We start from the raw sequence: 23,952 nt of genomic DNA on the forward strand, positions 1-23,952 counted from the left end.
TGCACAACCTCGCCCTCGCCGGATAGGCAAACGGCCCGCACCACGGCCAACCACGTCCGAGGCGACTCAGAGATCATTTACGGGACAGCCCTTAGTTGGAGGGTGTTCGAGCAGCTTTACTTGCGTGGGATGTGGTTGGTCCCGTCCATGCTGCTGTGGCTGTGCCCGGTGTTCCAGGTTTTCGCCCTTGGATGATGTCTTCGTCTAGGCCGTTTTCTTCGGATCATCTTGCCGACCAGAGGAAGATGGCGGCGATGTGGAGTGCGGCGGGGTAGATGGTGGCGGTCTTGTCGTAGCGGGTGGCCGGACCGTGCCACTGCTTGAGCTTGTTGATGCTCCGCTCGACGGTGTTGCGCTGGTGGTATGCCTCGCGGTCGAAGGCCGGCGGGCGGCCGCCGGACGGGCCTCTCCTCTTGCGTTTGGCGGCCTGGTCGGAGGGTTGAGGGATCACCGCCCGGATCCCGCGTTGGCGCAGGAGGGCCCGGATCGCAAGGGACGAGTAGGCCTTGTCGGCAAGGACCACGTTCGGCGTGGTCCTGGGACGGCCGATCGGTCGCGGCACCCGTAACCGGGTCATGACCTCGGGGAACGCGGGTGCGTCACCTGCCTGGCCAGGTGTGAGCACGAAGGCCAGCGGCCGGCAGTGGCTGTCCGCGGCGAGGTGGATCTTCGTGGTCAGTCCGCCGCGGGAGCGGCCGAGGGCATGGTCGTCGGGCTCGCCGTGCGGTGCCCCTTTTGACGGGCCCCGGCGGCGTGCTGGTGAGCACGGACGATGGTGGAGTCGACCGCGACGACCCAGTCCAGGTCGCCCTCGGCGTCGGCCTGGGCGAGCAGGGCGGTGAAGATCTTCTCCCAGGTACCGTCAGCGGCCCACTTCCGCAGCCGGTTGTGGGCGCCCTTCCACGAGCCGAAGTGCTCGGGCAGGTCCATCCACGGCGTCCCGGTGCGGTACTTGAACGCGATCGCGTCGATCACCTGCCGGTGATCCCGCCACCGCCCACCCCGCTTCGGCGTCCGGTCCGGCAGCAACGGCTCGATCCTCGCCCACTGGGCATCAGTCAACGACACACAACAACCAACGACCAGGTGATCCGAAGGAAACGGCCTAGCCGCCTCCCGCCGTATCCGCCCGCCCACACCAGGGCTGCGCCGGCACCGGCCTCCGCGTCCGACGCCAGGCCGGTGAGGCTCCCGTGCGCACCGCGAACTCCCGGACCCCGGGCACCCGGACCGGCGCGTACAGCAGGTCCGAGGTGAGGGCACGGAGCGCGGGCCGTCGGACTTCCTGCGGGGCTTCCTGCTCGACGTGACGCAGAGCGGCGAACGTCTGCCGGCCGTTTCCCAGCGAATGCCACATGCGCGCCGTGTCCGTCCAGGCCCGGGCCCGGCGCTCCGGCGTGGGCATACTGGCGATGTTGATCCGCCGCGCCACGTTCACGCCCTCGTCCGGTGTGCCGAGTGCGTTGAGGACCCCGATGCGGTACACGTCGACCTGCGTCCGCGTCGCATCTACGGTGAACAGCCCCGGCGGAACCGCTGCCTCACGGCGCGTGGTTTCCTCCTCGGCCGCGCCGAGGAGGTCCAGGGCGGCTGAACGGTCCCCGCCCGTCGCCGCGCTGTACGCCGCGGTGAGCATCAGCGTGGTGCGGACCGCGGCCGTCTGCGCCTGCCCCGTGTCAAGTTCCTGCGCCTCACGGGTGAGGTGCCGGACGGCCGTGGGGCAGTTCCCCGAGCGGCGCATCGTGATCGCGAGCACCCGGGAGGCCTCCCCGATCGGGACCGGATGGCCGGAGGCGCGTGCCGCGGTCAGCGCCCGGTCGGCAGCAGCCCAGGCGGCGTCACTGTGCTGCTTGAGCGCCAGCTCCGCCGCGAGGACGTACACCCGCGCAAGGGCCACGTTCGCCTTCTCCCGCTCATGCCCGCGCGCTTCTTCCCACGTCGCGGAGGCGGCAGCGAGAAGGCCGGGGAGAGCACGGCCGAGGTCGGTGTATCGGGCGGCGCGGAAATCCGAGCGCGCGCCTGCCGTCTCCTGAACCAGCCGCCCCAATGGCACGGGCGCGGCCGAGGGGAGGCGAAAGAGATAGTCCTCCAGGCCGGTGGCCGGGTCGCCCCCGGCGGCAGCGGCAGCGGCCGATGGTGCACCGATTGTGGCCGTCACCCCGATCGCCACCGCTCCGGTGAGCAGGTTCCTACGACGCACCGCATCCTCCTCGTCCGCTGGACGCCCCACCGTACCGACCACGGCCCTGCCGGGCACAGGAGTCGCGGTCAGCCTGTCGGCCGGGATACCGAGGGACGCCGCTAAGGCAAGGAGCCGGTCGTACTCCAGCCGCATACGGCCCGCTTCGAGCCGGGAGACGGCCGATGCCGAATAGCCGACCGCTTTCCCGACTTCGGCCTGTGTGAGCCGCATACGGCACCGGGCCGCGCGGAGCTCGGCCCCGATCTCCTGAGCGGTTCTGATGCCGTCCATGGGCGCCTCCTGCGGAACAGCGGGAGGGACGACCGTAGCCGCAACTTCGGGGCGCTGGCAGGGCGTACGGATGCACACCGTGTGCGAGCCCCGCACACGCTGTGCCGACCCGGGCCTGACCTCTCCCACCTCCCCCACCGGGCCCGCATGGTGAGTGCACGCCTCGCCACTTGGCCGGGCAACTCCCGGACGACGCAGGCCAACGCCGGCGCCGTCTCCTTCCCCCTCATGGAGGCATCCATGGAAAACATCCTCGTGACCGGCGGGGCCGGCTTCATCGGTTCGCACTTCGTGAAGCGCGTCCTCCGTGCGGACGATGTCGCTACGGTGACCGTCCTCGACGCCCTCACCTACGCCGGCCATACCGAGAACTTGGGGACGGCGTTCCTCAGCGAGAAGCTGACGTTCCGTCAAGGCAACGTCCTTGACGCGGAGCTCGTCGACGAGCTGGTCCAACACCACACCGCTGTCGTGCACTTCGCCGCCGAGTCCCACGTCGACCGCTCGCTCTTCGCCACCGGGGCGTTCCTCGCAACGAACGTGCACGGCACGCACACCCTCCTCGACGCCGCGATGCGGCACGGCGTCGAGAAGTTCGTGCACGTCTCGACAGACGAGGTCTACGGCCCGCTGCTCACCGGCACGGCCACTGAAGACGCACCGCTGTGCCCGTCCGTCCCCTACGCCGCGTCGAAGGCCGCGAGTGACCTCGTCGCCCTCTCGTACCACCAGACATTCGGCGTGCCGGTGTGCGTGACCCGCTCCTCGAACAACTACGGCCCGTACCAGCACCCCGAGAAGATCACCCCCTGTTCCTCACCCGCCTCCAACGCGGTGAACCGGTCACCCTCCACGGCCGGGGTGAGCACGTCCGCAACTGGCTGCATGTCGAGGACAACTGCGCCGGAATCGAGGCGGTCCTCCGCGGCGGCGCCCCGGGGGAGATCTACAACCTCGGCGGCGGCACGGACCTGACCAGCCGTGAACTGACCGACCGCCTCCTCCGTCTCTGCGGCGCGACGGAGGAGGCGGTCACGTACATCCCGGACCGCGCGGCGAATGACCTCCGGTACTCGATCGACTGGACGAAGGCCTCCGCCGAGCTCGGGTACCGGCCTCGGCGAGACCTGGAGGACGGTCTTGCCGAGACCGCCGACTGGTACCGCCGCAACCCCGACCGGTGGGCACCGCTGATGCGGAACCCTACGGCCGCCCGGACGCCGCGCTCCCTCCCCACCGCGCCGCGTGCTTTTCCCGCCGCCTCGGCAGGATGGTGAGCAGCGTGCCGAAGCGCATCCTCGTCACGGGCGTGGGCGGCGCCCCAGGGTTCGACCTCGCCCGCTCCCTCCAGCGTCTGGGCTGCGACGTGCTCGCGGCCGACTCCGACCCGTACGCTGCCGGGCTCCTCCTCCCGGAAGTCGCCCCGCATGTCCTCCCACCGGCGTCGGACCCCGCGTACCACGCCGACATGCTTCGCCTCTGCGCAACGGCCCGGCCGGACGCCGTCCTCTCAGCCGTTGAGCCGGAACTCCCGCGGCTCCTCCACCTCCGCCGATCACTCGCGGACCTCGGCATCACGACCTGGCTACCGGCCCGGGAAGCGGTCACGGCGTGCGGCGACAAGGCACGGTTCGCCGCGGTCCTCACCGAGCACGGCGTGCCGACCCCTGAGACCGTCCTTCCGGAAGACCTCGACCACGCCCCGGACGGCCTCCTCGTCGTCAAGCCGCGCCACGGGCAGGGCGCGAGGGGCGTGCAGGTGTGCCGCACCCGGGAGCAGGCCCGTGTTCTCTGCGAGCTCACCCCGGCTCCGCTCGTGCAGGAGCACATCGACGGGCGGGAGTTCACCGCGGACTGCCTCGTCGACCGCACCGGCCGGGCCTCCGTGATGCTCCGGTACCGGCTCCTCGTCAAAGGCGGGCTCGCCGTCGTCTCTCGTACCTTCACCGACCCCGACGCGGAGGAGTGCGTCCGTGAGGCCCTCGCCGCGACGGGTATCACCGGCGCCTGCTGCTTCCAGGGCTTCATCCGTGACGACGCCGATGGCCGGAGCCGGGTCGTCATGACCGAGGCGAACGCACGGGTCGGCGGCGGGTTCCCCGCTTCGGTCGCGGCCGGCGCCGACTACATCGGGCAGTACCTCCGCGGCCTCTTCCGCCAGGAAGTCGACCACAGCCGGCTCACCTACAAGCCGGACGTCACCCTCACGAAGTACGTCGAGACGCTGACCACCAGCGAAGGGAAGCCACGATGATCCGCACCGCGCCGCCGGGCGTCGCACACAACGCGCGCCCGTACCTCTACGGAGGAGAGGAGAGCGCCCTCACCGCCGCGTTGCGCGCCGGCCAGTACAACCACAGCGAAGTGACGGAGGAGTTCGAGCAGCGTGTCGCCGCGTTCCTCGATGTGCCGGACGTCGTCGCGGTCTCCTCCGGCACCGCCGCCCTTCACGTCGCGCTTCTCGCCGCCGGCGTCGGCCCGGGGCACGACGTCCTCGTTCCCTCCTTCACGTTCTGCGCGACCGTGCAGGCGATCCTTGCGACGGGAGCCCGGCCGCGGTTCATCGAGGTCGACCCCGTCACCGCGTGCACCGAACCCGCGCAGATCCTTGCCGCCCTCACCCCAGCCACCCGCGCCGTGGTGCCAGTCCTCTACGGCGGCCGGGCCGTCGACCTCACCTCCGCCCGCCCCGCGCTGGATGAACGGGGCGTGGCCGTGGTCGAGGACGCGGCGCAGGCCTTCGGCTCCTTGCAGGGAGAGCGCCGTGTCGGCGCGACCGGCGTGGTGACGTGCTTTTCCTTCGGCCCGATCAAGAACCTCACATGCGGACTCGGTGGCGCCGTCGTGCCCCGCACGCCGCTTGAGGCCGACACCTGCCGGAGGCTGCGCGGTCTCGGCATCGTGGAGTCCGCGGCGCACCGCGCGGAGGCGACGACGTACACGGTCGGCGAGTTCGGGATGCGCGTGCAGATGTCACCGCTCAACGCCGCCGTCGGTCTCGTGCAGCTCCAGCACTTCACGGAGGCGGAGACCCGGCGCCGCGAACTCTGGCGCGCATACGCCGCCGCCCTCGATGGGATCGACGGCCTCAGCCTGGTCAACCCCGACGTGGACCGCACGGTCCCGTCGATGTTCTCCGTTCGGGTCCTCCACGGTCACCGCGACCGGGTGTTCCGCGCGCTCCGGGACCGGGGCATCGGCGTCGGCGTGCACTACCCGCCCAACCACACCCAGCCCGCGTTCTCCGAGTGGCACCGGTCGCTGCCGGTCATCGAGCTCCTGGGCCGGGAGATCATGACACTCCCGTTCCACCAGCACCTCACGCCTGCGGACGCCGACCATGCTGCCCAGGAGGTCCGCCGCGTCCTGGCGGGAGTCAGCCGGTGAGCGTCACCCGGCCCACTCCGCACCGCTTGCCTCGCCTCCCCGGGCCCCGGCGGGTCAGCCGGTGGCGGCGGTCAGGAGTACGTCGACGAGCCTGTCCGCCGCGTCCGGTCGGCCGTGTGCCCGGGACGCCTCCGCCATCTGCGCACGCTTCGCCGGGTCGGTGAGGAGGGGCCCGAGAGCGTGCTGCAGCCGGCCCCCGGTGACCTCGTCCTCCAGCGCCACGGCTGCGCCGGCCGTCGCGAGATGCCGCGCGTTGTGCGCCTGTTCGTTGCCCGCCGAGGAGGCGAGCGGCACGAACACCGCCGGCTTGCCGAGGGCGGTGAGTTCCGCGAGGGTGCCGGCGCCGCTGCGGGAGACCACGACGTCGGCGAGTGCCAGGACGTCGGGGAGTTCCGGGCCCACGAACCCGGTGAGGTGGTACCGGCCGGCGTGCTCCGGCGGGAGCCCGGCCGCGCCCGCCCGCAGCGCCTCGACGTTCGCCGGTCCGCACTGGTGCACCACATTGGCGCGTTCCAGGAGCCACGGGAGTGCTTCCGCGATGACGCCGTTGATCTGCCGCGCGCCCTGGGCGCCGCCGGTGACGTAGAGCGTCGGGAGCCGCCGGTCGAAGCCGCCCAGGCCGAGCGCGGCGATCGCCTTGTCCGCGTGCCCGCTGAGGACTTCCGGGCGGACCGGGTTCCCGGTGACCACCGCCGCGGACCGTACGGACTCCGGGAGGAGCGGCAGCGTCGACTCCGAGGAGACCGCGATCCGTGCGGCGGAGCCGGCGAGCTTCCGGTTCGCCAGTCCGAGCCGGACGGTCTGCTCGTGCAGCACCAGCGGCACCCGGCACAGCCGAGCGGCGAGGCCGGCCGGGACGGCGACATACCCACCCGTGGCGAGGACGACGTCCGGCCGGAAGCCGCTCACCGCCTTCCGGGCCTGTGTGACGCCGAGGGGCACCCGCGCCATGTCCCGCACATTGGCCGGGCCGAGCATTTTGATCGGGTTCGACGAGCGACGGATCTTCCCGGTGGCGACCGTGGTGAACGCGATTCCCTCGGCCGGCGCCACCTTGGCCTCAAGGCCGTCGGGCGTGCCGATCCAGAGCACGTCCAGGGCGCTGCCGCCGGCCGTCAGCCGGGCCTGCAGGGTGCGGATCGCGGTGAGAGCGGGATAGGTGTGACCGCCGGTCCCTCCGCCCGTGACGATCAGTCGGAAGGAACGCGGAAGTCGGGCTGCATCATTCACCCGGGTACCGTACTCGCCCACCGACCTGGAACGTGACCTGCGTTGATGGTCCCGGCTGCCGCTGCTCACGCCAACCCGCCGCCGAGCAGGGCGAGTTGGACGGAGCGCCAGCCTCCCGCCGTCGGCTAAATGGGCAGAACGAGGATCAACGGCCTTTATTTCCGGACCCTATGGTCTTGCGTGGGGGGTGCATCCAGCGTCGCGGTCAACTCGGTGGCGGAGTTCTTGGATCGTTCTTGTCCGGCTCTGCCTTTCCGTTCTGACCTCACCGGGAGATCCCGTACATGAGACAGATAACAGGAGCACGACGAGTACGACGAGCGGCCGCGGCGGTGGCGTTGGCCTCCGCGCTGGTGGTGGCCGGCACTCTGACGAGTCAGGCCCAACCGGACGACGACGCAAGGGACTTCAGCACTTGGGCGGTGCCGCCGCAGAAGCCGGTCACTCCGCAGACCCCCGAGCAGGACGAGTACAACAAGGCGCACGGCCGGCCGTTGCCGGAGCGGGAACTGCTTCAGCCCTCCCTCGACCCGTCCCTGACGTCGTATCAGGCGAAGCCGAAGAACTCCTTGCATGGGGACTACCAGTGCGGTGCGTCCGACGTGCTGGCCGGGCTCTCGAAGGCCTGGATCAAGGAGTTCGAGAAGAAGTACCCGAAGGTGCACATCTCGGTGAACCCGCCGTACGCGGGCAGTCTGGGTGCTCTGGAGCTGGTGAAGGGGAACCTCGACTGCGTCTTCGTCTCGCGTGAGTTGAAGCCCACCGACATCGACGGTTTCCATGACGCCTTCGGGTACGACCCGTTGAGTGTGCCGATCTCGGGCGGCAGTTATCGCCACTTCGGGTTCCTGGACTCCGTCGGGTTCATCGTCAGCAAGGACAACCCGATCGACAAGCTGTCGTTCGACCAGCTCGACGCGGCCTTCTCCAAGACCCGCCACCGCGGGGGAGCGCCCGCGGTCACCTGGGGCGATCTCGGGGCCACCGGCGAGTGGGCCGACAAGCCGGTGCACCTGGTCGGTCTGCGACCCTGGAACGGCTTCGAGGAGTTCGTGCGCCGGCGGGTGCTGAACGCGGGCGGCGAGCGCGGCGAGTGGCGTCCCGGCGCCGCCGACGGTTCCACCCCCGCCGACCCGGACGTGCACTGGGAGAAGACGGTCTTCCCCATCGCCAAGGACGCCAAGGACGTCAAGAACGACCCGTACGCGATCGGCTACACCGGTATGGCCTTGTCGATCAGGGTGTGAAGGTCATCGCGGTCAGCGAGCACGACGGGGGGACGGCGTACGCGCCCACGTACGAGAACGTGGCCTCCGGGGCGTACCCGTTGAGCCGGGTCACCTACTTCCATGTGAACAAGCAGCCGGGTAAGCAACTCGACCCGGTGATGGAGGAGTTGATGCGGTTCATCCTCAGCAGGCAGGGGCAGTCCGTGGTGTCGGACCAGCAGGTGTTCCTGCCGTTGAGGGGGCGGCAGGCCGAGCCGAGCGAGCGGACCCTCGACCAGGCGCCCTGACCCGGGGCACCCGTACGGGCGGTGCTCATGGCTCGATGACGGTGCCCCGGGACTTCTCGATCGCGGTGGCCAGGTCCTCGGGGCAGGGCCCCTCGGTGATCAGCGCGTCGAAGCCGTCCAGGGCGCACACCCGGTGGACGGCGGTACGGCCGAGTTTGCTGGAGTCGGCGAGGACACAGCGCTGTGCGGCGCCGGCCAGGATGGCGCGTTTGGTGGCGACCTCGTCCAGATGGAAGTCGGTCAGACCGTACGGGGTGACGCCGCCGGAGCCGACGAACGCGAGGTCGGCCCGCAGATCGCCGAAGAACGTCACGGCCTGCGCGTTGGAGCAGGCCAGGTCGCCGGGGCGCAACCGGCCGCCGCTGACCAGGACTTCGACCCGGGGCCGGGTGCTGACCTCCGCCGCCACCAGCAGCGAGGGGGTGGCGACGACCCCGACATGGTCGGCGGGCAGGGCGCGGGCCACTTCGAGGGCGGTGGTGCCGACATCGATGACCACGGTCTGGTGCGGGGCGACGAGCCCGGCCGCGAGCCGCCCGATGGCCTCCTTCTGCGCCATCAGCGTGCCGGTGCGCTCGCTGAACGGCGCCTCCTCGCCGACTGGGGCGCGCGATCCGGTCGCCCCGCCGTGCACCCGGGCCAGCTCACCGCGGCGTTCCAGCAGCGCGAGGTCACGGCGGACGGTCTCCCGGGAGACGCCCAGCAGTTCGGTGAGGGCGTCGGTCGTGACGAACTTCCGCCGCCCGATCTCGGCCACGATCCTGCGATGCCGTTCCGCAGCAAGCACGCCCCACCTCCGTGATGCCATGACCGTTTCTGTGGATCTCTGATCGCATCCTACGGGCAGCCGGCGGTGCCCACCCACCGTGCACCGCCCCGCCGTACACTCGGGTCGCACCACCGCGGCCTGGTTCCGGTGTACCGGCCCCCCTCTTGACGGCCTTCAGCCGGTGACCCACACTTGCAGTCATTCACGGGCAACTATCCACAGTTTCGGTCAAGCCCGGTGCGGCCCCGGCAGCCCGAGCACCCCCGTACAACGCCCCCGGCACCGGCCCCCCCGGTACCTCCAGTACGTCGTCCGGCCCGCAGCCCAGCGGGCCCCTGATGCAGGGAATACGAGGCATGGCAGACGCAGCTCCCACCGGGACCAGCCCGGAAGGCGGGGACGCCGCCCCGCAGCAGCGGATGGCACGAGAACTCGGCTGGTACGCCTCGTTCTCCGTCGCCTTCGGTTTCGTGTCGATCGCCACCGGCATCTTCACCGCATACGGCTCGGTCCTCTCCACCTCCGGACCCCGCGGCATCTGGGCCTGGCCGATCACCGTCATCGGCCAGCTCTCCATCGCCCTCGTCTTCGGCGCCCTCGCCGCCCGCATCCCGATCAGCGGCTACTCCTACCAGTGGGTGTCCCGCATCGTCGGCCCCGTCTGGGGCTGGATCATGGGCTGGATCTCCTTCGCGTTCCTCGGCGTCGTCCTGGTCGCCGTGGACTACACCATCGCCTCCACGATCCTCCCCGAGCTCTTCCAGTACGTCGGCACCGTGCAGAACGCCTGGGTGATCACCGCGGTCGTCGTCCTGCTCCAGGCACTGCTGGTCGCCTCCTCCACCCGTACCACCCACCGCGTCAACAACGTCGCCGTCACCGTGCAGCTCATCGGCATGATCGCGCTCACCGTGCTGCTGTTCGCCGTCGGCGCCGCCACCGGCAAGCTCGACTTCGGCCACCTCTTCGACACCGCCACCGTCCCCGCGCACGGCTACTACGCCCTCGGCGGCGCCACCCACGCGGGCCCCTTCGCCCTCGCCTTCCTCCTCGGCGCCTTCACCATCGTCGGCTTCGAATCCGCCGCCAACCTCGCCGAGGAGACCAAGGACCCGGCCCGCGTCATCCCCAAGGCCATGGTGCAGGCCGTGATCTCCCTCGGCGTCCTCGGCTTCCTCTTCCTGATCGCCGTCACCGCCGCGGCCGGCCGCATCCACGGCGTCGGAGAATCGGCCACCCCCGTCGCCACCGTCATCACCGGAGTCCTCGGATCCGTCGTCGGCAAGATCCTCCTCGTCCTCGTGGTGATCTCGATCTTCTCCTGCGGCCTGGTCATCACCCTCAGCGGCACCCGCCTCGTCTACGCCATGTCCCGCGACGAGCGCTTCCCCGGCTGGAGCTTGCTGCGCCGCATCCACGGCCGCACCCAGACCCCGCTCAACGCCTCCGTCTTCATGCTGCTGATCGCGCAGATCATCCTCGCCGTGTTCTCCCGCTCCACCGACGCCCTCTTCGAACTCTTCTCCGCCGGCACCCTCCTGCCCGCCCTGATCTACGCCGGCACCGTCGCCATGTACGTGGCCAAACGCCGCTCCCTGCCCGCCTCCCAGGGCTTCTCCCTGGGCCGCTGGGAGACCCCCGTCCTCATCGTCGCCACCGTGTGGCTGGCGTACGAGCTGCTGATCTTCCGCGACGCCTCGTTCCGCGCGCCCTGGATCTACGTCCTGGTCCTCTTCGCGATCGGCGCCGCCTACTTCGCCGGGCTCCTCGCCCGCCGTGGCCGTGCCGGACTCACCATGCCCGACATGGCCGACGTGGACCGCGCCCTCGACGACGCCGGAACGACCACCGCCCAGCCCGCCGAAGGGACCGCCCGATGACCGCGATCCTCGCCATCGACCAGGGCACCTCCGGCACCAAGGCCATCGTCACCGACGACGAGGACGGGGTCCTCGCGATCGCCGAGGAACAACTCCGCCCCGTCTACCTCCCGGGCGGCGCCGTCGAACAGGACCCGCGGGAACTGCTCGACTCCGTCCTCGACGCAGGACGCCGCGCCGTCCGCGAAGCCGGCCGCCCCATCGCCGCCGTGGCCCTCGCCAACCAGGGCGAGACCGTCCTCGCCTGGGACCCGGCCACCGGCACCCCCCTCACCCCCGCCATCGTCTGGCAGGACCGGCGCGCCGAACAGGTCACCGCTCAACTCGCCGCCCACGCCGACGAGTTGAGGACCCGCACCGGACTCGTCCTCGACCCCTACTTCTCCGCGCCCAAGATGACCTGGCTGCGGCAGAACCTCACCCGCGACGGCGTCGTCACCACCACCGACACCTGGCTCCTGCACCACCTCACCGGCCAGTTCGTCACCGACGCCACCACCGCCAGCCGCTCCCTCCTCCTCGACCTCGACACCGTCACCTGGGACGAGGAACTCCTCGGCGTCTTCGGGCTCCAGGACGAGAAACTCCCGCACATCGCGGCCTGCGACGAGATCATCGGCACCACCCGCGCCTTCGGCCCCGAAGTACCCGTCGCCGGCATCGTGGTCGACCAGCAGGCCGCACTCCTCGCCGAACGCTGCCTGGACGAGGGCTCCGCCAAATGCACCTACGGCACCGGAGCCTTCCTCCTCGCCAACACCGGCCCCCACGCGGTGCGTTCCACCGCCGGCCTCACCACCTCCGTCGCCTGGCGGGCCCGCGGTGAGACCCCCTACTGCGTCGACGGGCAGGTCTACACCGTCGCCTCCGCCGCCCGCTGGCTCCGCGACCTCGGGCTGCTCCAGTCCGTCAACGACCTCGACGCCGTCGCCGCCGAGGACACCGAAGGCGCCCTGTGCGTACCGGCGTTCGCCGGGCTCGCTGCCCCCTGGTGGGCGCCCGAGGCCACCGCCAGCTTCACCGGCCTCACCCTCGCCACCCGCCGCGAACACCTCGTCCTCGCCGTACTCCAGGGCATCGCCGCACAGATCGCGGAACTCGGCGCCCGGGTCGCCGCCGACCTCGGCCGGCCCCTCACCCGGCTGCGGGTCGACGGCGGTCTCACCAACTCCGCCGTCCTCATGCAGGCCCAGGCCGACATCGCCCAACTCCCCGTCGACCTCTACCCGCACGCCCACGCCACCCCACTGGGCGCCGCCGCCCTGGCACGCTGCGCACTCGACCCGGCCCTCACCCTCGCCGAGGCCATCGGGGACTGGCAGCCCACCACCGTCTACGAACCCCGCTGGTCCGCCGACCGCGCCGCGGAGTTCCGCACCACCTGGGCGCGGGCCGCCGAAGCCTCCGCCACCAAGGGAGAGAAGGCATGACCCCCGCCCCCCACACCCACGGCACTTACGACGTCGCCGTCATCGGCGGCGGCATCGTCGGCGCCGCCCTCGCCCGCGAACTCTCCGGCCACCAGCTCTCCGTGGCCCTGGTGGAGGCCCGGGGCGACATCGGCGACGGCACCAGCAAGGCCAACACCGCGATCCTGCACACCGGTTTCGACGCCAAACCCGGCACCCTCGAATCCCGCCTCGTCGCCCGCGGCTACCACCTCCTCAGCGAGTACGCCGAAGCCACCGGCATCCCCGTCGAACACACCGGCGCCACCCTGGTGGCCTGGAACGACGAGGAACTCGCCGCGCTGCCCGGCCTGAAGGAGAAGGCCGAGGCCAACGGCTACCGGCACTGCCGCCTCATCGACGCGGACGAGGTGTACCGCAGCCTGCCCCACCTCGGCGAAGGCGCCCTCGGCGGACTCACCGTCCCCGACGAGTCCATCATCTGCACCTGGACCACCAACCTCGCCCTCGCCACCGACGCCCGCCGCCGCGGCACCACCCTCCTCCTGGAACACCCCGTCACCGCCGTCGAGCAGCACACCGACACCACCACCCTGCGCACCCCGGCCGGCGACGTCCACGCCCGCTGGGTCGTCAACGCCGCCGGACTCGGCGCCGACCACATCGACCGCCTCTTCGGCCACGACCGGTTCACCGTCACCCCCCGCCGCGGCGAACTCTTCGTCTTCGACAAACTGGCCCGCCCCCTCGCCGACCAGATCGTCCTGCCCGTCCCCACCTCCCGCGGCAAGGGCGTCCTCATCTCACCCACCATCTACGGCAACGTGATGCTCGGGCCCACCGCCGAAGACCTCACCGACCGCACCGACACCGCCACCTCCGAGAACGGCTACGACTTCCTCCTCACCAAGGGCGAACGCCTCATGCCGCGCCTGCTCACCGAGGAGATCACCGCCAGCTACGCCGGTCTGCGCGCCGCCATCGACCACCCCGACTACCTCATCGAGGCCAGCCCGGAGCAGCGCTACCTCCTCGTCGGCGGCATCCGCTCCACCGGCCTCACCGCGGGCATCGCCATCGCCGAACACTGCCGCACCCTCCTCGCGGACGCCGGACTCGCACTCACCCCGCGCGCGGACCTGCCCACCCCGCCGCGGATGGCCAACATCGGCGAGGCCGGCCAACGGCCCTACCAGAACGCCGAGTTGATCGCCGAGGACCCCGCCTACGGCACCATCGTCTGCTACTGCGAGCGCGTCACCGAGGGCGAGATCCGCGACGCCTGCCGCACCCCGGTCCCCGCCCGCGACCTCGAAGGCCTCCGCCGCCGCACCCGCGCCATGAACGGCCGCTGCCAGGGCTTCTTCTGCGGCGCCGCCGTCGCCGCCCTGCACCAGAAGCACGACAGCCGCAGCCAGGACAGCCGCAGCCAGGACAGTCGCAGCCAGGACAGCCGCAGCCAGGACAAGGACGCCCGATGAACCCCCAGCCCCCCACCCTCACCCCGGACGTCCTGATCATCGGCGGCGGCCCCGCCGGCCTCACCGCCGCCGCGGAACTCAGGCGCCGCGGCGCCGGCACCGTCCTGGTCGCCGACCGCGAGGACACCGCCGGCGGCATCCCCCGCCACAGCGACCACCCCGGCTACGGCCTGCGCGACCTGCACCGTGTGATGTCCGGCCCCGCCTACGCCCGCCACCTCGTACGCCGGGCCACCGAAGCCGGCGCCGACCTCCGCACCCACACCATGATCACCGGCTGGGCGGGCGACCCCGGCAGCGACCCCGCCGACCTCACCGTGGACGCCACCAGCCCCGAAGGCCGCCTCCGCATCCGCCCCCGCGCCCTCGTCCTCGCCACCGGCGCCCGCGAACGCCCCCGCAGCGCCCGCCGCATCCCCGGCGACCGCCCCCACGGCGTCTACACCACCGGCCAGTTGCAGAACCTCGTCCACCTCCACCACCAGCCCGTCGGGCGGCGCGCGGTGATCGTCGGCGGTGAACTCGTGAGCTGGTCCGCCGCGTTGACCCTTCGCGAAGCCGACTGCACCCCCGCACTCATGGTCAGCCAGTACCCCAAGGCCGAGTCCTACGGCGCGTTCAACAGCGTCGGCCGCACCGTGCTGCGGGTGCCCGTCGCCACCCGCACCCGCGTCACCCGCATCATCGGCAAGGGCCGCCTCCAGGCCGTGGAGATCGAACACCTCGACACCGGCAAACGCCGCACCGTCGACTGCGACACCGTCGTCTTCACCGGCGACTGGATCCCCGACCACGAACTCTTCCGCTCCGGCGGCATCACCCTCGACGAAGCCACCCTCGGCCCCCTCACCGACACCGCCCTGCGCACCAGCCGCCCCGGGGTCTTCGCCGCCGGCAACGTCCTGCACCCCGTCGACACCGCCGACATCGCCGCCCTCGACGGCACCCACGTCGCCCAGCAGGTCCTCGACCACCTCCACGGCCAGGTGCCGCCCACCGACGGCGTCCGCCTCATCGCCGACGCGCCCTTCCGCTGGGTCTCACCTCAGATCCTCCGTCCCGGCGACCCGGCACCCGCCCGCGACCGTCTCCTCCTCTGGACGGACACCTTCACCCGCTTCCCCACCGTGACCGCCCGCCAGGACGGCCGCACCACCCGCAAACGCCTCACCTGGCCCGCCGCCCCCGGCCGCGTCTTCCGCGTCCCCGCCACCCTCCTCGACCACATCACCCCCGACGGCGGGCCGGTCCACATCGGCCTGGCCTGATCGGCCTGGCCCAGCCGCATTCCCCCGGCAGGGGGAGGTAGTTCGTTCGGGCGGTCGATGCCGCGCTGTCCCGGGTGGTGCGACGGTCGGAGCATGAGCGAAGTCGGGCAGGTGCCGAGGGGCCTGTGGCGTGTGTGGTGGCGGGAACGGCGGCGCTGGGTGGGCCCGGCGACCGTCTTATGGGCGGTGGCGTATGCCGCTTTCGGCCTCTCCGGCGCGCTGAGCGGGACGCCGCTCTTCTATGGCGGGGGTACCCCGGCGCCGGCCACCCTCGACTGGTTCGTTGTGGCGATGGGCGCGCTGGCGGCTGTGGTCGGTGCCGCGGTGGTGCGGTACGGGCTGCGGCCCTGGCTGCGGGTGTCGCTCTGGACGGTCTGCGGCCTGGCGGGGATCGCCGCGTTCAGCTTGCTGATGGACGTGATCACGCTGATGTTCGGTCAAGGCGTGGACAGTCGGGCTGGTGCCACGAACCATGCGCTGGCAGCCATCGGTGTGTTGCTGCTCACGGCAACCGCCCGCTCCCGCCACCGCCCGCCCAGCGGGGCCCGCGCGCCGGCACCGTCCTGCGCTCCCGCGCGCGTCCGGGCCGCTGCCGCCGCCGGAACGGCTGCGTTTGTGCCCTACAGCGCCATGAAGTTGTTCTGGGCGTTCGGAGGGACGTTCGCCGGGACGGACATCGAGGAGATCCTCGTGATCTCCCAGCGCAACGGTGCCTCCGGGATCTGGCTCACTCTTGAGTCCTGGGGCCTGGACGCCACCGTCTTGCTGGCCGCACTCGGCGTCTTCCTCCTGTGGGGCCTGGTCCGCCCGTGGGGACAGGTCTTCCCGCGCTGGACGCTGCTCCTGCACGGCCGGCGCGTTCCCCGCTGGCTCCCTCTGACCCCGGCGCTCATCGGCGCCGCCACCCTCGCCCCGTACGGGCTGCTCGGGATCGGCTATTGCGCTCTGGCCACGGCCGGTGCGGTGACGATGCGGCCGGGCGACTTCCCCTCCTCGGGCGACGCCTTGTCGGTCGCCTGGATCGGCATGATCGCGTTTGCCGGGTACGGCGCTGCCCTGGCCGTCGCCGCCCGCTCGTACTGGCTGCGGACCCGTCCCGTCCGCCAGGTGCCGGCTCGGGCCGAGTGATGTTCCGCTGCCGGCCGCTCCCTGCCGACCGCCCGCCGTCGCGCGGCCGCTCAGCGGCCCCGGGCCGCCGGAGCGGCGGCACGATGGACGAGTCCGATCATGACGGCCAGATGGAACGGCTTGATCGCCGTGAAGTAGAGCCGGCCGGCAGCACGGTGATAGCGGACCGCCGTGGTGCACACCCCCTCGGGCCGTGCGCGCCCTCGCGCACCACGAACGTCGAGCGGTAGCTCAGATGCGTGTCGTCCTTGCCCGCCACCACCCGCTCCTCGGTGACGCTGAACATATGCAGCGGGCCGACGTCGGCACCCTCCTCGATCCGCGTCCCCTTCGCCACGGTGCCCTTCAACCCGAAGGGCGCGACCAGGGCCTGTCCGACGGACCTTCGTGGGCCCGCGACGCCTGGCACGCACTCTCGCCGCACGCCCGAATCACCCAAGTACGTCCAGTACGAGGGTGATCCGGGCGCACGCCGAGAGCACGCACCAGACGCCGCGGGCTGCTCCACGAAGATCCGCCGGACAGGCCCTGGCGCGTTCCGCACCGCGAGCAGACCGAGCAGCACGCGGTGGCGAGGCCAGCATCGCGGAGGCGAAACCGATCGCGGTCGTCCCCGGCGCCACATCGACCGCCACCGCGTCGACATGGTCACACCCCCCGAGCGCACGCACCGCCTCCGCGCTCTCCAGCTCGATGTCCCTGCGCGTCAACACCCTGAGCGCCACTGTGCCGCCTCCCCGGTACCGGCCTGCCCGACCCACCCATCGTAGGGGGGGCGGGCCGCTCAACTCCCCGCCGTACGAGCGGAGTTCGGCTCAGCCGCCCTGGCCGACGCCGCCCAGCGGGCCCACCTTCACGGACGGGCCGGAGCCGTCGGTGACGGGGAGGGTGGACGCACCGGGCCAGTGGAGGGTGACCGACCTGGTGTCGTTGGGCGGCGTCACCACCAGCCCCGTGACCCGGGCCCCGGAGCCACCGCTCTGGTTGAACGGGTAGTTGATCCCGAACGCGACCAGCTTCCCCTTCTTCAGTACGAACATGTCCGCGGGCTCCCCGGCCCGCTTGGCGGACACCACACCCTGGTTCGTCTTCACATCCACCCCCGCGTACCCGGCCATCGTGCAGTCATGGCCGCTGCGGTTCGTCATCTCCACGGCGACGGTGCCCTCTTCGTCACCGCTGATGGTGCTGTCGAGCGTCCGGAACTTCAGGTCACCGGTATGGCACCGCCCGGACTTGGCCCCCGGCGAACCATCCGCACGCCCACCGTCACCCTGCCCACCGGAGCCCTTGCCACCGGCCCCCTTGCCACCGCCCTGAGCCGAGTCCCCCGACCCCGACCCAGAACCGGAACCCGACCCCGAGCCCGAGTCCCCGCCCGAGGAAGAAGCGGTCGGCGCCGACGACGGAGTGCCCTGCCCCGTACCGTCGTCACCGTTCTGGCAGGCGGTGAGGGAGAGGCCGGCGGCGACGGCCAGGGCCGCGAAGGTCAGCTTGTGCACGCGCATCGTCTTGATCCCCGAATCGGTTGAGGTTCCACCGCCCGGCGCTGGTCACGCACCGGCGATCTGCTCTGAACTGCCCCCCAAGAGCCACCGAACCCAGCGCCCGTTGTCCCCAACCCCCGCCTAATACACCGCTGTTACACCCACAGCCCGCCCGTGACACACGACCACCGCACACCGGTGCGCCCGTCTTGCCAGGATGGGCCCATGACGAGCGAACACAGCGCGGACGCACAGGACTTCGTCCTCACCATCGAGGACATCTTCACCATCACCGGCCGCGGCACCGTCGTCGTCGGACCGGTCGCATCCGGTGTCCTGAAGAACGGGGAGACCGTGGAGGTCCGCGAAGGCGACCAGGTGATCACCACCGGCCGGGCCTTCGTCGAGTTCGTCTGCCGACCCGGCCGCCCACCACGCCCCACCAACCGCGTCAGCCTCTGCCTGGGCACCCTCGACCGCGACCTGCTGAAAACCGGCCAGACCATCCGCCGCCGCACGCCCCCCACCGCGCAAGATGCCTGACCACGGTGCTCTCCGCGCGAAGCCGCCCCGGAAGCGGCCCGGCACAAGGCAGACTGTCGGCCATGGATGCCCAGCAGATCAGCCGGTTGACGGCGCACTGGATCGAGACCCTCCCCGGCGAGGACAGCACCGTCGTGTCCGGGTTCGGGGTGTGGCCGCTGCTCGCCCTGCTGGCCGAGGTCGCCGACGGGCCCGCCCGCGACGAACTGTCGGCCGTCGCCTCCGGCAGCGCCCTCGACCTGCCGGACACCCCGGAACTGCGGACGGCGCTGGGACTGTGGACCCGTCCCGAGGTGCCCCTGCGAGCGGGACTGCCGCTCCCCGCAGAGATGCGCGGCACCCTCACCGACCAGGCCGCACTGGACACCTGGGTGAAGGAACGCACCGGCGGCCTGCTGGACCGGATGCCGATCCGCCTCGACCCGGACATCCTGCTGGTCCTCGCCTCCGCCCTCGCCGTACGCACCAAGTGGGCACTCCCCTTCAAGGAAAGCTTCATCGGCACCTCGCTCTCGCGCACCGACACCGACCTCGACACGGTACGGCGCTTCGAGTCCCCGGCCGGCCCGCTGACCGTGGTCACCGTCAAGGGCGAGGGAGACATCGATGTGCGGCTGGTGGCGGGCGAGACCGACCGCCCCCGAAACGCCGTACTGTCCGCGGCACTTCGGCTCACCGGAGAGGGCACCAGCGGCACCGAACTGCTCGCCGGCAACGCGGTGGACACCAGCCCGGCACCCAGGGTGACGGTGGCCTCGTCCACCGGGCCGATACCGACGGTGTCACTGTGGGCGCGACGCTTCGAGGTCGACGCCGAGCACAATCTGCTCGACCACCCGGACGTGTTCGGCCTGCGCACGGCGACGGACGGCACCCGCGGCCACTTCCCCCGACTCAGCCCCGTGCCCCTGGCGGTGGGCCAGGCGAAGCAGTTGGTGATGGCGCGCTTCTCCGCCGACGGATTCGAGGCGTCCGCGGCGACCGCGGTGGCGGCGGCACCCGGATCGATGCCGCAGTTCCGGCCACCGGTCGGCACCATGCTGCAGGTCGGGATGGACAGCCGGTGCGGGTTCATCGCCGTGCACCGCCCGACCGGAACCCCCCTCGTCACCGGCTGGGTGGCCTGACCGATGACCACCCACCCCACCCTGCTCGTCCCCTGCGACGTACTCAACCCCCGCCGGGCCGACGAGCACTTCGCCCCCGAAGCAGCCGCCGCCCGCGCCGCCGGCTGGAACGTCGCACTGGTCGACCACGACGCCCTCACCCGCCCCGGCGAAGCCGCGGAAGCAGTCCGCAAAGTACCCAAGAACGCCGAGCCGGTCACCGTGCACGCGGTCTACCGCGGCTGGATGCTGCGCGGCGAGCAGTACGCCGACTTCGCCTCCGCACTCTCCACCCGCGGCGTCACCCTGCGCACCAGCCCGGCCCAGTACTGCCAGGCCCATGAACTCCCCGGCTGGTACGACGCCCTCGCCACCGCGACCCCGCGGTCCGCCTGGACCACCGACGACAGCCGCACCGCCTTCGACACCGCCCGCCGCGAAATCGGCCCGGGACCGGCCGTACTGCGCGACTACACCAAATCCATGAAGCACTACTGGCACGAGGCCGCCTACATCCCCGACCTCGACGACGCGGACACCGCCTGGACGGTGGCCTCCCGCTTCCGCGAACTACGCGACGACGACTTCACCGGCGGTTTCGTACTGCGCCGCTTCGAGCACTTCACCTCGGCCGAAGTCCGCACCTGGTGGGTCGACGGCCGCTGCGCCCTGCTCGGCCCACACCCCGACACCCCCGACGACCTGCCGGACCCCGAACCGGACCTGGCCCAACTGGCGCCCCTGATCGCCGACTTGGCCCTGCCGTTCGTCACCGTCGACCTCGCCCGACGGGAGGACGGCACCTGGCGCGTCATCGAACTCGGCGACGCCCAGGTCAGCGACCGCCCCACCACCGTCCCACCCCACACCCTGCTCACCACCCTCCACCCGGACCCGCGGCCCGGCACCTGACAGACCCGGCACCTGACAGACCCGGCGCCTGACGACCGTCCCCCGCTACGCGCTCCGCGTCCCGCCCGTCCGCCGGGAGAGCAGGCCGGCCAGCAGCAGGACGATCAGCCCCATCCCGGCACCGCACAACGTCCACAGGACGCGGTAGCCCTCGGACGAGTAGTGCGAGGGCTGCGGAACGTCGATCAGGATGAGCACACCGGCGGCGACGGCCGCCGAGTACAGCGCGTAGTTGAGAAACCGAATCCCCACCGCGTGCATCAGCAGCACCAGCGCCACGACTTCGAGACCCCGCTTCATCACGAACAACGTCAGCCCGGTCTCGCTGGCCGGAAGCAGAAGCAGCAGCATGGCCACCCCGGCACCGAGCAGCGCCCCGCACAGACGCTGAACGGACACCAGGGTCGTCTGCTGAAGGCTCGGCTTCATCGTGACGATGGCCGCGATCGGGATCCAGTACCCGTTCGACAGATCCAGACCGAAGGCGAGCGCCACGGCACCGGCGATGACCACCGCCCGCGCCACCGCGAACACCACCAGCGGCACCGTCAGCTTCCTGCGCGAGATGTCGCCCGGAAGCTCCGTGAACGGCTGCGGCAGATCCCGGCGGCTGCGGATCAGCCACTCCGCGAACGTCAACACGATCCACAGCATCGCCCCGCCCACCCAGGCCAGCACTTGCGCCCAGATATGGCTGGTGATGACGGGAGAGGCCCGGTGCAGGTTGAACGCGAGCCCGAGCGAGACGATCAACCACACATTGAGCAACAGGGCGTTGACGAACCGGCGCACCCCGAACGCGACCGCCAGACCCCCCACCAGCGTCACCCCGAAGGCCACCCCCGTCAGCCACCCCCAGGCCTGATTCCCCACGGCGAACCCCACCGCGGTCACCCCGGCACCGATCAACGTCAGCACGACGACACTCGACGCGCGATGCCCGTAACCGCCCCCCGGATCACCCAGGGCCGCGATCAGCAGACCGAACAGCGCACTGAGCAGATACTCCTCATGCCCGATCGCCCAGAACACCACCAGCGGCACCAGAGCGACATCCAGAAACACCACCGCCCGCGGCCAGTTGACCCCGGCCCGATCGAGCGCGAACACCTCCGACAACCAGCCGGCCACCTTCCTCCGGTACGCACTGGTCATGCCGTGACCACCCTCATCCACCTCGTCGCCGGCTACCTCACTCCGCTCCGCATTGTCGAATCCCCCGGGCACCGGCGGGGGGCAACCCGCCGCCGGGAGGGCGAACAGACGTGATCTGTAATGTTGAACCGCATGGCAGCAGTGACGAGTTTCGATCAGGCCGTGCATTCCGTGCAGACCACCGGCGGGGTGATGCTCAAGGGCGCGCCGTCCTCCGATACCGGTGCGCTGCGGGTGCTGACCACGGTGCTCATCGGACTGGTCCTCACCGTCGCCGTGGGCGGCCTCGTGTTCGTGCCGATCGCGCTGACGTCGGGTGTGCGGTTCACGGTCGCCTCCGTGTTCGGCATCATCACGGTCTACGCCCTGCTGGCCGCTCTCGTGGCACGGCTGGTCTTCGCCCGCCGCGGGCAGGGCCGGTACGCCGAGATCGAGCGGCTGCCCGTGAGCCTGGACGCCGCCGGCCTCACCCTGCGAGGCGTGGGGCCCATTCCCTGGGGCGACTTCGCGCCGGCCCAGTACGACCTGGTGATCAACAAGAGCAGCGGGAACTACACGCGGCGCGCGATCCTGCGCCTGAGCGACTCGGGCCTCATCGCCGTGAACCAGCACCTCCCCGCCGAGCTCCGCGAGCGGCTCGGCCCCTCGGGCAACATCTGGGACCGCCGCCACCGCTGGATCGCCGTCCCCGGCGTCGAGGCCCTGCACGAGCGCGAAGTGATGCAGCTCATCAACTGGGTGCAGACGGTGTACCTGGGCCGGCCCGGGGGGCAGGTCTGACCTCGTGGCGCGTCGGCTGCGGCGCCGACAGCGGCTGATCGGCCGCCCGTCGAGGAACTTGAGGAAGCCACCGCGCCAGCCGGTTACTTGGCAACGGCAACGGCAACGGCAACGGCAACGGCAACGGCGTTGCGAGGCGTGCAGGAAAACTCTGAGTCCAACGGATTCGGCTTCGTACCCGCCCTCAACCGATACCGGTAGCCGTCGAGGCCAAGGACAGGACCAGGGCACCGAGCGCGCCCACGGCGCCGTAGAGGCGCATCTCGCGCCGATCATCGCGTGGGCGGACATACAGCGCGGTGGCCCCCGCGAAGATCAGACCACCGGCGATGAACCACGGCCCCCACAAGTAGAGGTACCAACCGGTCAGCCCAGCCAGATCCGGCTCAACAGAGACGGCCCCGGCCTCGATCAGCACGCCGTGGACGACGAAGTGGCCGCCATGCCACGTGAGCAGGGTCGCCGCGCCACCGCCGCAGAACACCATGAGCCGGCTGATCCGCGAGCCCCGCGGTCGCGTCAGGCCGATGCCGACCAGTGCCCCGAAGAGCTTCAGGAAGCCGGTGACGACCAGGACGGTCAGGAACCATGGCACTCCATCGCGAGCGAGCTTCACCAACGACGGCGACACCGTCGACTGCGCGCCGAAGGTATGGCCCGTCGCCCAGACGAAACTGGGTACCGCGAACAAGACCCCCCATGCCGCAGCGGCGTATCCAGGCCATTCGCTCAGGTGGAGGCGGTCTGCCTGGCGCGGGACGGGGCGCACCGCGTCGCCCGAGGAGTGCCTGATCGACATGACTCGATCGTGATCCGAACCGCGACGACGTGCGTCATCCGCACGGAGGAAGTGCCTCCCCCACGAGAGCTACCTCCAGCCCACCTCAGTGGTCTCTCTCTCCGGGACTTCCTCCGGCTGGCTCACCGTCATGAATCCCTCGGGGGCGACCTCGGCCCGGCCCGGGGCGGGTGAACGGGACATCGCTCGGCATCACCAGCCTCGGTGCCGCGGCAACTTCCGACTCGACGGGCTCCCCGAAGTCGGCCGTCCGTCAAGGAACTTCAGGAAGTCACCGCGCCGGCCGGTTACTCGACGCGGACGATTCCTTCAACGTCAGCACGGTGCTCCTCGTCCACCTTGACACGCACAGGGTGGAGATCCGCGGCCTTGCGGATCTCGGCCACGGCCTGGCATACGGCATCCAGCAGCGTCGGAGCTTCGACATTGCACCAGAGTTCCAGACTGCGTAGATCATCCGGACCATGCACGAGAGACATACGCCCGTCCACGAACATGACGTCGTCACTTGGCCAGTAGTTCAGGGTGTGCTCTTCCGACGCGGTGATATCGCGGTCCATGACGACGGTGAACTCCCACTTGCGCATAGGGCGCTCCTCAGTGCTTGTGCTGGCGTGCGAATCGGCGGA

The 23,952-nt window shown here is 71.0% G+C and carries 23 protein-coding genes and 1 pseudogene; 14 read left to right on the forward strand and 10 right to left on the reverse strand.

The window, feature by feature from the left end; genetic code table 11:
- Window positions 1–223 precede the first annotated feature (223 nt).
- Together ACFVST_RS19765 and ACFVST_RS19770 are read right to left on the reverse strand one after the other, a co-directional pair.
- A protein-coding gene (locus ACFVST_RS19765; RefSeq protein WP_390153356.1) for an IS5 family transposase occupies window positions 224–1,068 on the reverse strand; the annotation gives its coding sequence in 2 pieces (ribosomal slippage) (window positions 224–738 and window positions 738–1,068; 846 coding nt in all).
- Window positions 1,069–1,105: 37 nt separating this feature from the next.
- On the reverse strand, window positions 1,106–2,473 hold the full coding sequence (locus ACFVST_RS19770; protein ID WP_390153359.1) for a helix-turn-helix domain-containing protein: 1,368 nt from the start codon (window positions 2,471–2,473) through the stop codon (window positions 1,106–1,108).
- 240 nt (window positions 2,474–2,713) lie between these two features.
- Here ACFVST_RS19770 and rfbB point away from each other — a divergent pair.
- From rfbB to ACFVST_RS19785, 3 genes and pseudogenes are all read left to right on the forward strand, one after another.
- Window positions 2,714–3,750, forward strand: a pseudogene (gene rfbB, locus ACFVST_RS19775) (dTDP-glucose 4,6-dehydratase).
- Window positions 3,751–3,755: 5 nt separating this feature from the next.
- Window positions 3,756–4,727, forward strand: a complete 972-nt coding sequence (locus ACFVST_RS19780; protein ID WP_390153362.1) for an ATP-grasp domain-containing protein — start codon at window positions 3,756–3,758, stop codon at window positions 4,725–4,727.
- On the forward strand, window positions 4,724–5,860 hold the full coding sequence (locus ACFVST_RS19785) for a DegT/DnrJ/EryC1/StrS family aminotransferase (protein WP_390153365.1): 1,137 nt from the start codon (window positions 4,724–4,726) through the stop codon (window positions 5,858–5,860). The genes ACFVST_RS19780 and ACFVST_RS19785 overlap by 4 nt, the downstream gene beginning before the upstream one ends.
- A gap of 54 nt (window positions 5,861–5,914) precedes the next feature.
- Here ACFVST_RS19785 and ACFVST_RS19790 read toward each other — a convergent pair whose 3' ends face one another.
- The gene (locus ACFVST_RS19790) at window positions 5,915–7,090 is read right to left on the reverse strand and encodes a glycosyltransferase (protein WP_390153368.1); all 1,176 of its coding nucleotides are present in this window, start codon (window positions 7,088–7,090) and stop codon (window positions 5,915–5,917) included.
- Between the two features lie 284 nt (window positions 7,091–7,374).
- Between ACFVST_RS19790 and ACFVST_RS19795 the strand changes: the two genes are divergently transcribed.
- Together ACFVST_RS19795 and ACFVST_RS19800 are read left to right on the forward strand one after the other, a co-directional pair.
- Window positions 7,375–8,337, forward strand: coding sequence for a PstS family phosphate ABC transporter substrate-binding protein (locus ACFVST_RS19795; RefSeq protein WP_390153371.1), 963 nt, complete (start codon window positions 7,375–7,377; stop codon window positions 8,335–8,337).
- Window positions 8,334–8,606, forward strand: a complete 273-nt coding sequence (locus tag ACFVST_RS19800; RefSeq protein WP_390153374.1) for a PstS family phosphate ABC transporter substrate-binding protein — start codon at window positions 8,334–8,336, stop codon at window positions 8,604–8,606. Before ACFVST_RS19795 ends, ACFVST_RS19800 begins: the two co-directional genes overlap by 4 nt.
- Window positions 8,607–8,631: 25 nt before the next feature.
- Here ACFVST_RS19800 and ACFVST_RS19805 read toward each other — a convergent pair whose 3' ends face one another.
- Window positions 8,632–9,393, reverse strand: a complete 762-nt coding sequence (locus ACFVST_RS19805) for a DeoR/GlpR family DNA-binding transcription regulator (RefSeq protein ID WP_390153377.1) — start codon at window positions 9,391–9,393, stop codon at window positions 8,632–8,634.
- 338 nt (window positions 9,394–9,731) lie between these two features.
- Here ACFVST_RS19805 and ACFVST_RS19810 point away from each other — a divergent pair, with 338 nt between their 5' ends.
- The 5 genes from ACFVST_RS19810 to ACFVST_RS19830 all read left to right on the forward strand — a co-directional run bounded on the left by ACFVST_RS19810 (window position 9,732) and on the right by ACFVST_RS19830 (window position 16,541).
- Window positions 9,732–11,255 carry an APC family permease gene (locus tag ACFVST_RS19810; protein ID WP_390153380.1) on the forward strand — a complete coding sequence of 508 codons (1,524 nt, stop codon included), beginning with the start codon at window positions 9,732–9,734 and terminating at the stop codon, window positions 11,253–11,255.
- Window positions 11,252–12,685, forward strand: a complete 1,434-nt coding sequence (locus ACFVST_RS19815; RefSeq protein ID WP_390153383.1) for an FGGY family carbohydrate kinase — start codon at window positions 11,252–11,254, stop codon at window positions 12,683–12,685. The genes ACFVST_RS19810 and ACFVST_RS19815 overlap by 4 nt, the downstream gene beginning before the upstream one ends.
- Window positions 12,682–14,145: an NAD(P)/FAD-dependent oxidoreductase gene (locus ACFVST_RS19820; protein ID WP_390153386.1), complete on the forward strand. Its 1,464-nt coding sequence runs from the start codon at window positions 12,682–12,684 to the stop codon at window positions 14,143–14,145. The genes ACFVST_RS19815 and ACFVST_RS19820 overlap by 4 nt, the downstream gene beginning before the upstream one ends.
- A complete protein-coding gene (locus tag ACFVST_RS19825; RefSeq protein WP_390153389.1) occupies window positions 14,142–15,413 on the forward strand; it encodes an NAD(P)/FAD-dependent oxidoreductase in 1,272 nt (423 codons plus the stop codon). The genes ACFVST_RS19820 and ACFVST_RS19825 overlap by 4 nt, the downstream gene beginning before the upstream one ends.
- A gap of 93 nt (window positions 15,414–15,506) precedes the next feature.
- Complete coding sequence (locus ACFVST_RS19830) at window positions 15,507–16,541, forward strand: hypothetical protein (RefSeq protein WP_390153392.1); 1,035 nt, start codon at window positions 15,507–15,509, stop codon at window positions 16,539–16,541.
- Window positions 16,542–16,591: 50 nt separating this feature from the next.
- On the opposite strand, the gene ACFVST_RS19835 is transcribed toward ACFVST_RS19830, so the two are convergent.
- From ACFVST_RS19835 to ACFVST_RS19845, 3 genes are all read right to left on the reverse strand, one after another.
- Window positions 16,592–16,954, reverse strand: a complete 363-nt coding sequence (locus ACFVST_RS19835) for a DUF2867 domain-containing protein (RefSeq protein ID WP_390153395.1) — start codon at window positions 16,952–16,954, stop codon at window positions 16,592–16,594.
- 18 nt (window positions 16,955–16,972) lie between these two features.
- Entirely contained in the window at window positions 16,973–17,266 is a 294-nt protein-coding gene (locus tag ACFVST_RS19840) for a hypothetical protein (protein ID WP_390153398.1), read from the reverse strand.
- 90 nt (window positions 17,267–17,356) lie between these two features.
- Window positions 17,357–18,049, reverse strand: coding sequence for a DUF4232 domain-containing protein (locus tag ACFVST_RS19845; protein WP_390153401.1), 693 nt, complete (start codon window positions 18,047–18,049; stop codon window positions 17,357–17,359).
- Window positions 18,050–18,253: 204 nt separating this feature from the next.
- Here ACFVST_RS19845 and ACFVST_RS19850 point away from each other — a divergent pair, with 204 nt between their 5' ends.
- The 3 genes from ACFVST_RS19850 (at window position 18,254) to ACFVST_RS19860 (ending at window position 20,589) form a co-directional block, all read left to right on the forward strand.
- Window positions 18,254–18,571, forward strand: a complete 318-nt coding sequence (locus ACFVST_RS19850; RefSeq protein ID WP_390153404.1) for a hypothetical protein — start codon at window positions 18,254–18,256, stop codon at window positions 18,569–18,571.
- A gap of 62 nt (window positions 18,572–18,633) precedes the next feature.
- Entirely contained in the window at window positions 18,634–19,698 is a 1,065-nt protein-coding gene (locus tag ACFVST_RS19855; protein WP_390153407.1) for a hypothetical protein, read from the forward strand.
- Between the two features lie 3 nt (window positions 19,699–19,701).
- Window positions 19,702–20,589: an ATP-grasp domain-containing protein gene (locus ACFVST_RS19860; RefSeq protein ID WP_390153409.1), complete on the forward strand. Its 888-nt coding sequence runs from the start codon at window positions 19,702–19,704 to the stop codon at window positions 20,587–20,589.
- A gap of 45 nt (window positions 20,590–20,634) precedes the next feature.
- Here ACFVST_RS19860 and ACFVST_RS19865 read toward each other — a convergent pair whose 3' ends face one another.
- Window positions 20,635–21,744, reverse strand: coding sequence for an FUSC family protein (locus ACFVST_RS19865; RefSeq protein WP_390153412.1), 1,110 nt, complete (start codon window positions 21,742–21,744; stop codon window positions 20,635–20,637).
- Window positions 21,745–21,876: 132 nt separating this feature from the next.
- On the opposite strand from ACFVST_RS19865, the gene ACFVST_RS19870 reads away from it, so the two are divergent.
- Window positions 21,877–22,524 carry a hypothetical protein gene (locus ACFVST_RS19870; RefSeq protein WP_390153415.1) on the forward strand — a complete coding sequence of 216 codons (648 nt, stop codon included), beginning with the start codon at window positions 21,877–21,879 and terminating at the stop codon, window positions 22,522–22,524.
- 184 nt (window positions 22,525–22,708) lie between these two features.
- Here the strand turns inward: ACFVST_RS19870 and ACFVST_RS19875 are convergent, their stop codons facing one another.
- Both ACFVST_RS19875 and ACFVST_RS19880 read right to left on the reverse strand, forming a co-directional pair.
- A complete protein-coding gene (locus tag ACFVST_RS19875) occupies window positions 22,709–23,323 on the reverse strand; it encodes a DUF3995 domain-containing protein (protein WP_390153418.1) in 615 nt (204 codons plus the stop codon).
- A 287-nt stretch (window positions 23,324–23,610) separates the two neighbouring features.
- Entirely contained in the window at window positions 23,611–23,910 is a 300-nt protein-coding gene (locus ACFVST_RS19880; RefSeq protein WP_390153421.1) for a hypothetical protein, read from the reverse strand.
- Window positions 23,911–23,952 lie beyond the last annotated feature (42 nt).

The sequence above is a fragment of the Streptomyces sp. NPDC058045 genome, from assembly GCF_042885635.1.
Classification (GTDB): domain Bacteria; phylum Actinomycetota; class Actinomycetes; order Streptomycetales; family Streptomycetaceae; genus Streptomyces.

Coding starts and splice junctions, on each gene's coding strand:
- ACFVST_RS19770 (WP_390153359.1), bottom strand. CDS start 2,473: ATGGACGGCATCAGAACCGCTCAGGAGATCGGGGCCGAGCTCCGCGCG.
- ACFVST_RS19785 (WP_390153365.1), top strand. CDS start 4,724: ATGATCCGCACCGCGCCGCCGGGCGTCGCACACAACGCGCGCCCGTAC.
- ACFVST_RS19795 (WP_390153371.1), top strand. CDS start 7,375: ATGAGACAGATAACAGGAGCACGACGAGTACGACGAGCGGCCGCGGCG.
- ACFVST_RS19810 (WP_390153380.1), top strand. CDS start 9,732: ATGGCAGACGCAGCTCCCACCGGGACCAGCCCGGAAGGCGGGGACGCC.
- ACFVST_RS19815 (WP_390153383.1), top strand. CDS start 11,252: ATGACCGCGATCCTCGCCATCGACCAGGGCACCTCCGGCACCAAGGCC.
- ACFVST_RS19820 (WP_390153386.1), top strand. CDS start 12,682: ATGACCCCCGCCCCCCACACCCACGGCACTTACGACGTCGCCGTCATC.
- ACFVST_RS19825 (WP_390153389.1), top strand. CDS start 14,142: ATGAACCCCCAGCCCCCCACCCTCACCCCGGACGTCCTGATCATCGGC.
- ACFVST_RS19830 (WP_390153392.1), top strand. CDS start 15,507: ATGAGCGAAGTCGGGCAGGTGCCGAGGGGCCTGTGGCGTGTGTGGTGG.
- ACFVST_RS19845 (WP_390153401.1), bottom strand. CDS start 18,049: ATGCGCGTGCACAAGCTGACCTTCGCGGCCCTGGCCGTCGCCGCCGGC.
- ACFVST_RS19850 (WP_390153404.1), top strand. CDS start 18,254: ATGACGAGCGAACACAGCGCGGACGCACAGGACTTCGTCCTCACCATC.
- ACFVST_RS19855 (WP_390153407.1), top strand. CDS start 18,634: ATGGATGCCCAGCAGATCAGCCGGTTGACGGCGCACTGGATCGAGACC.
- ACFVST_RS19860 (WP_390153409.1), top strand. CDS start 19,702: ATGACCACCCACCCCACCCTGCTCGTCCCCTGCGACGTACTCAACCCC.
- ACFVST_RS19865 (WP_390153412.1), bottom strand. CDS start 21,744: ATGACCAGTGCGTACCGGAGGAAGGTGGCCGGCTGGTTGTCGGAGGTG.
- ACFVST_RS19870 (WP_390153415.1), top strand. CDS start 21,877: ATGGCAGCAGTGACGAGTTTCGATCAGGCCGTGCATTCCGTGCAGACC.
- ACFVST_RS19875 (WP_390153418.1), bottom strand. CDS start 23,323: ATGTCGATCAGGCACTCCTCGGGCGACGCGGTGCGCCCCGTCCCGCGC.
- ACFVST_RS19880 (WP_390153421.1), bottom strand. CDS start 23,910: ATGCGCAAGTGGGAGTTCACCGTCGTCATGGACCGCGATATCACCGCG.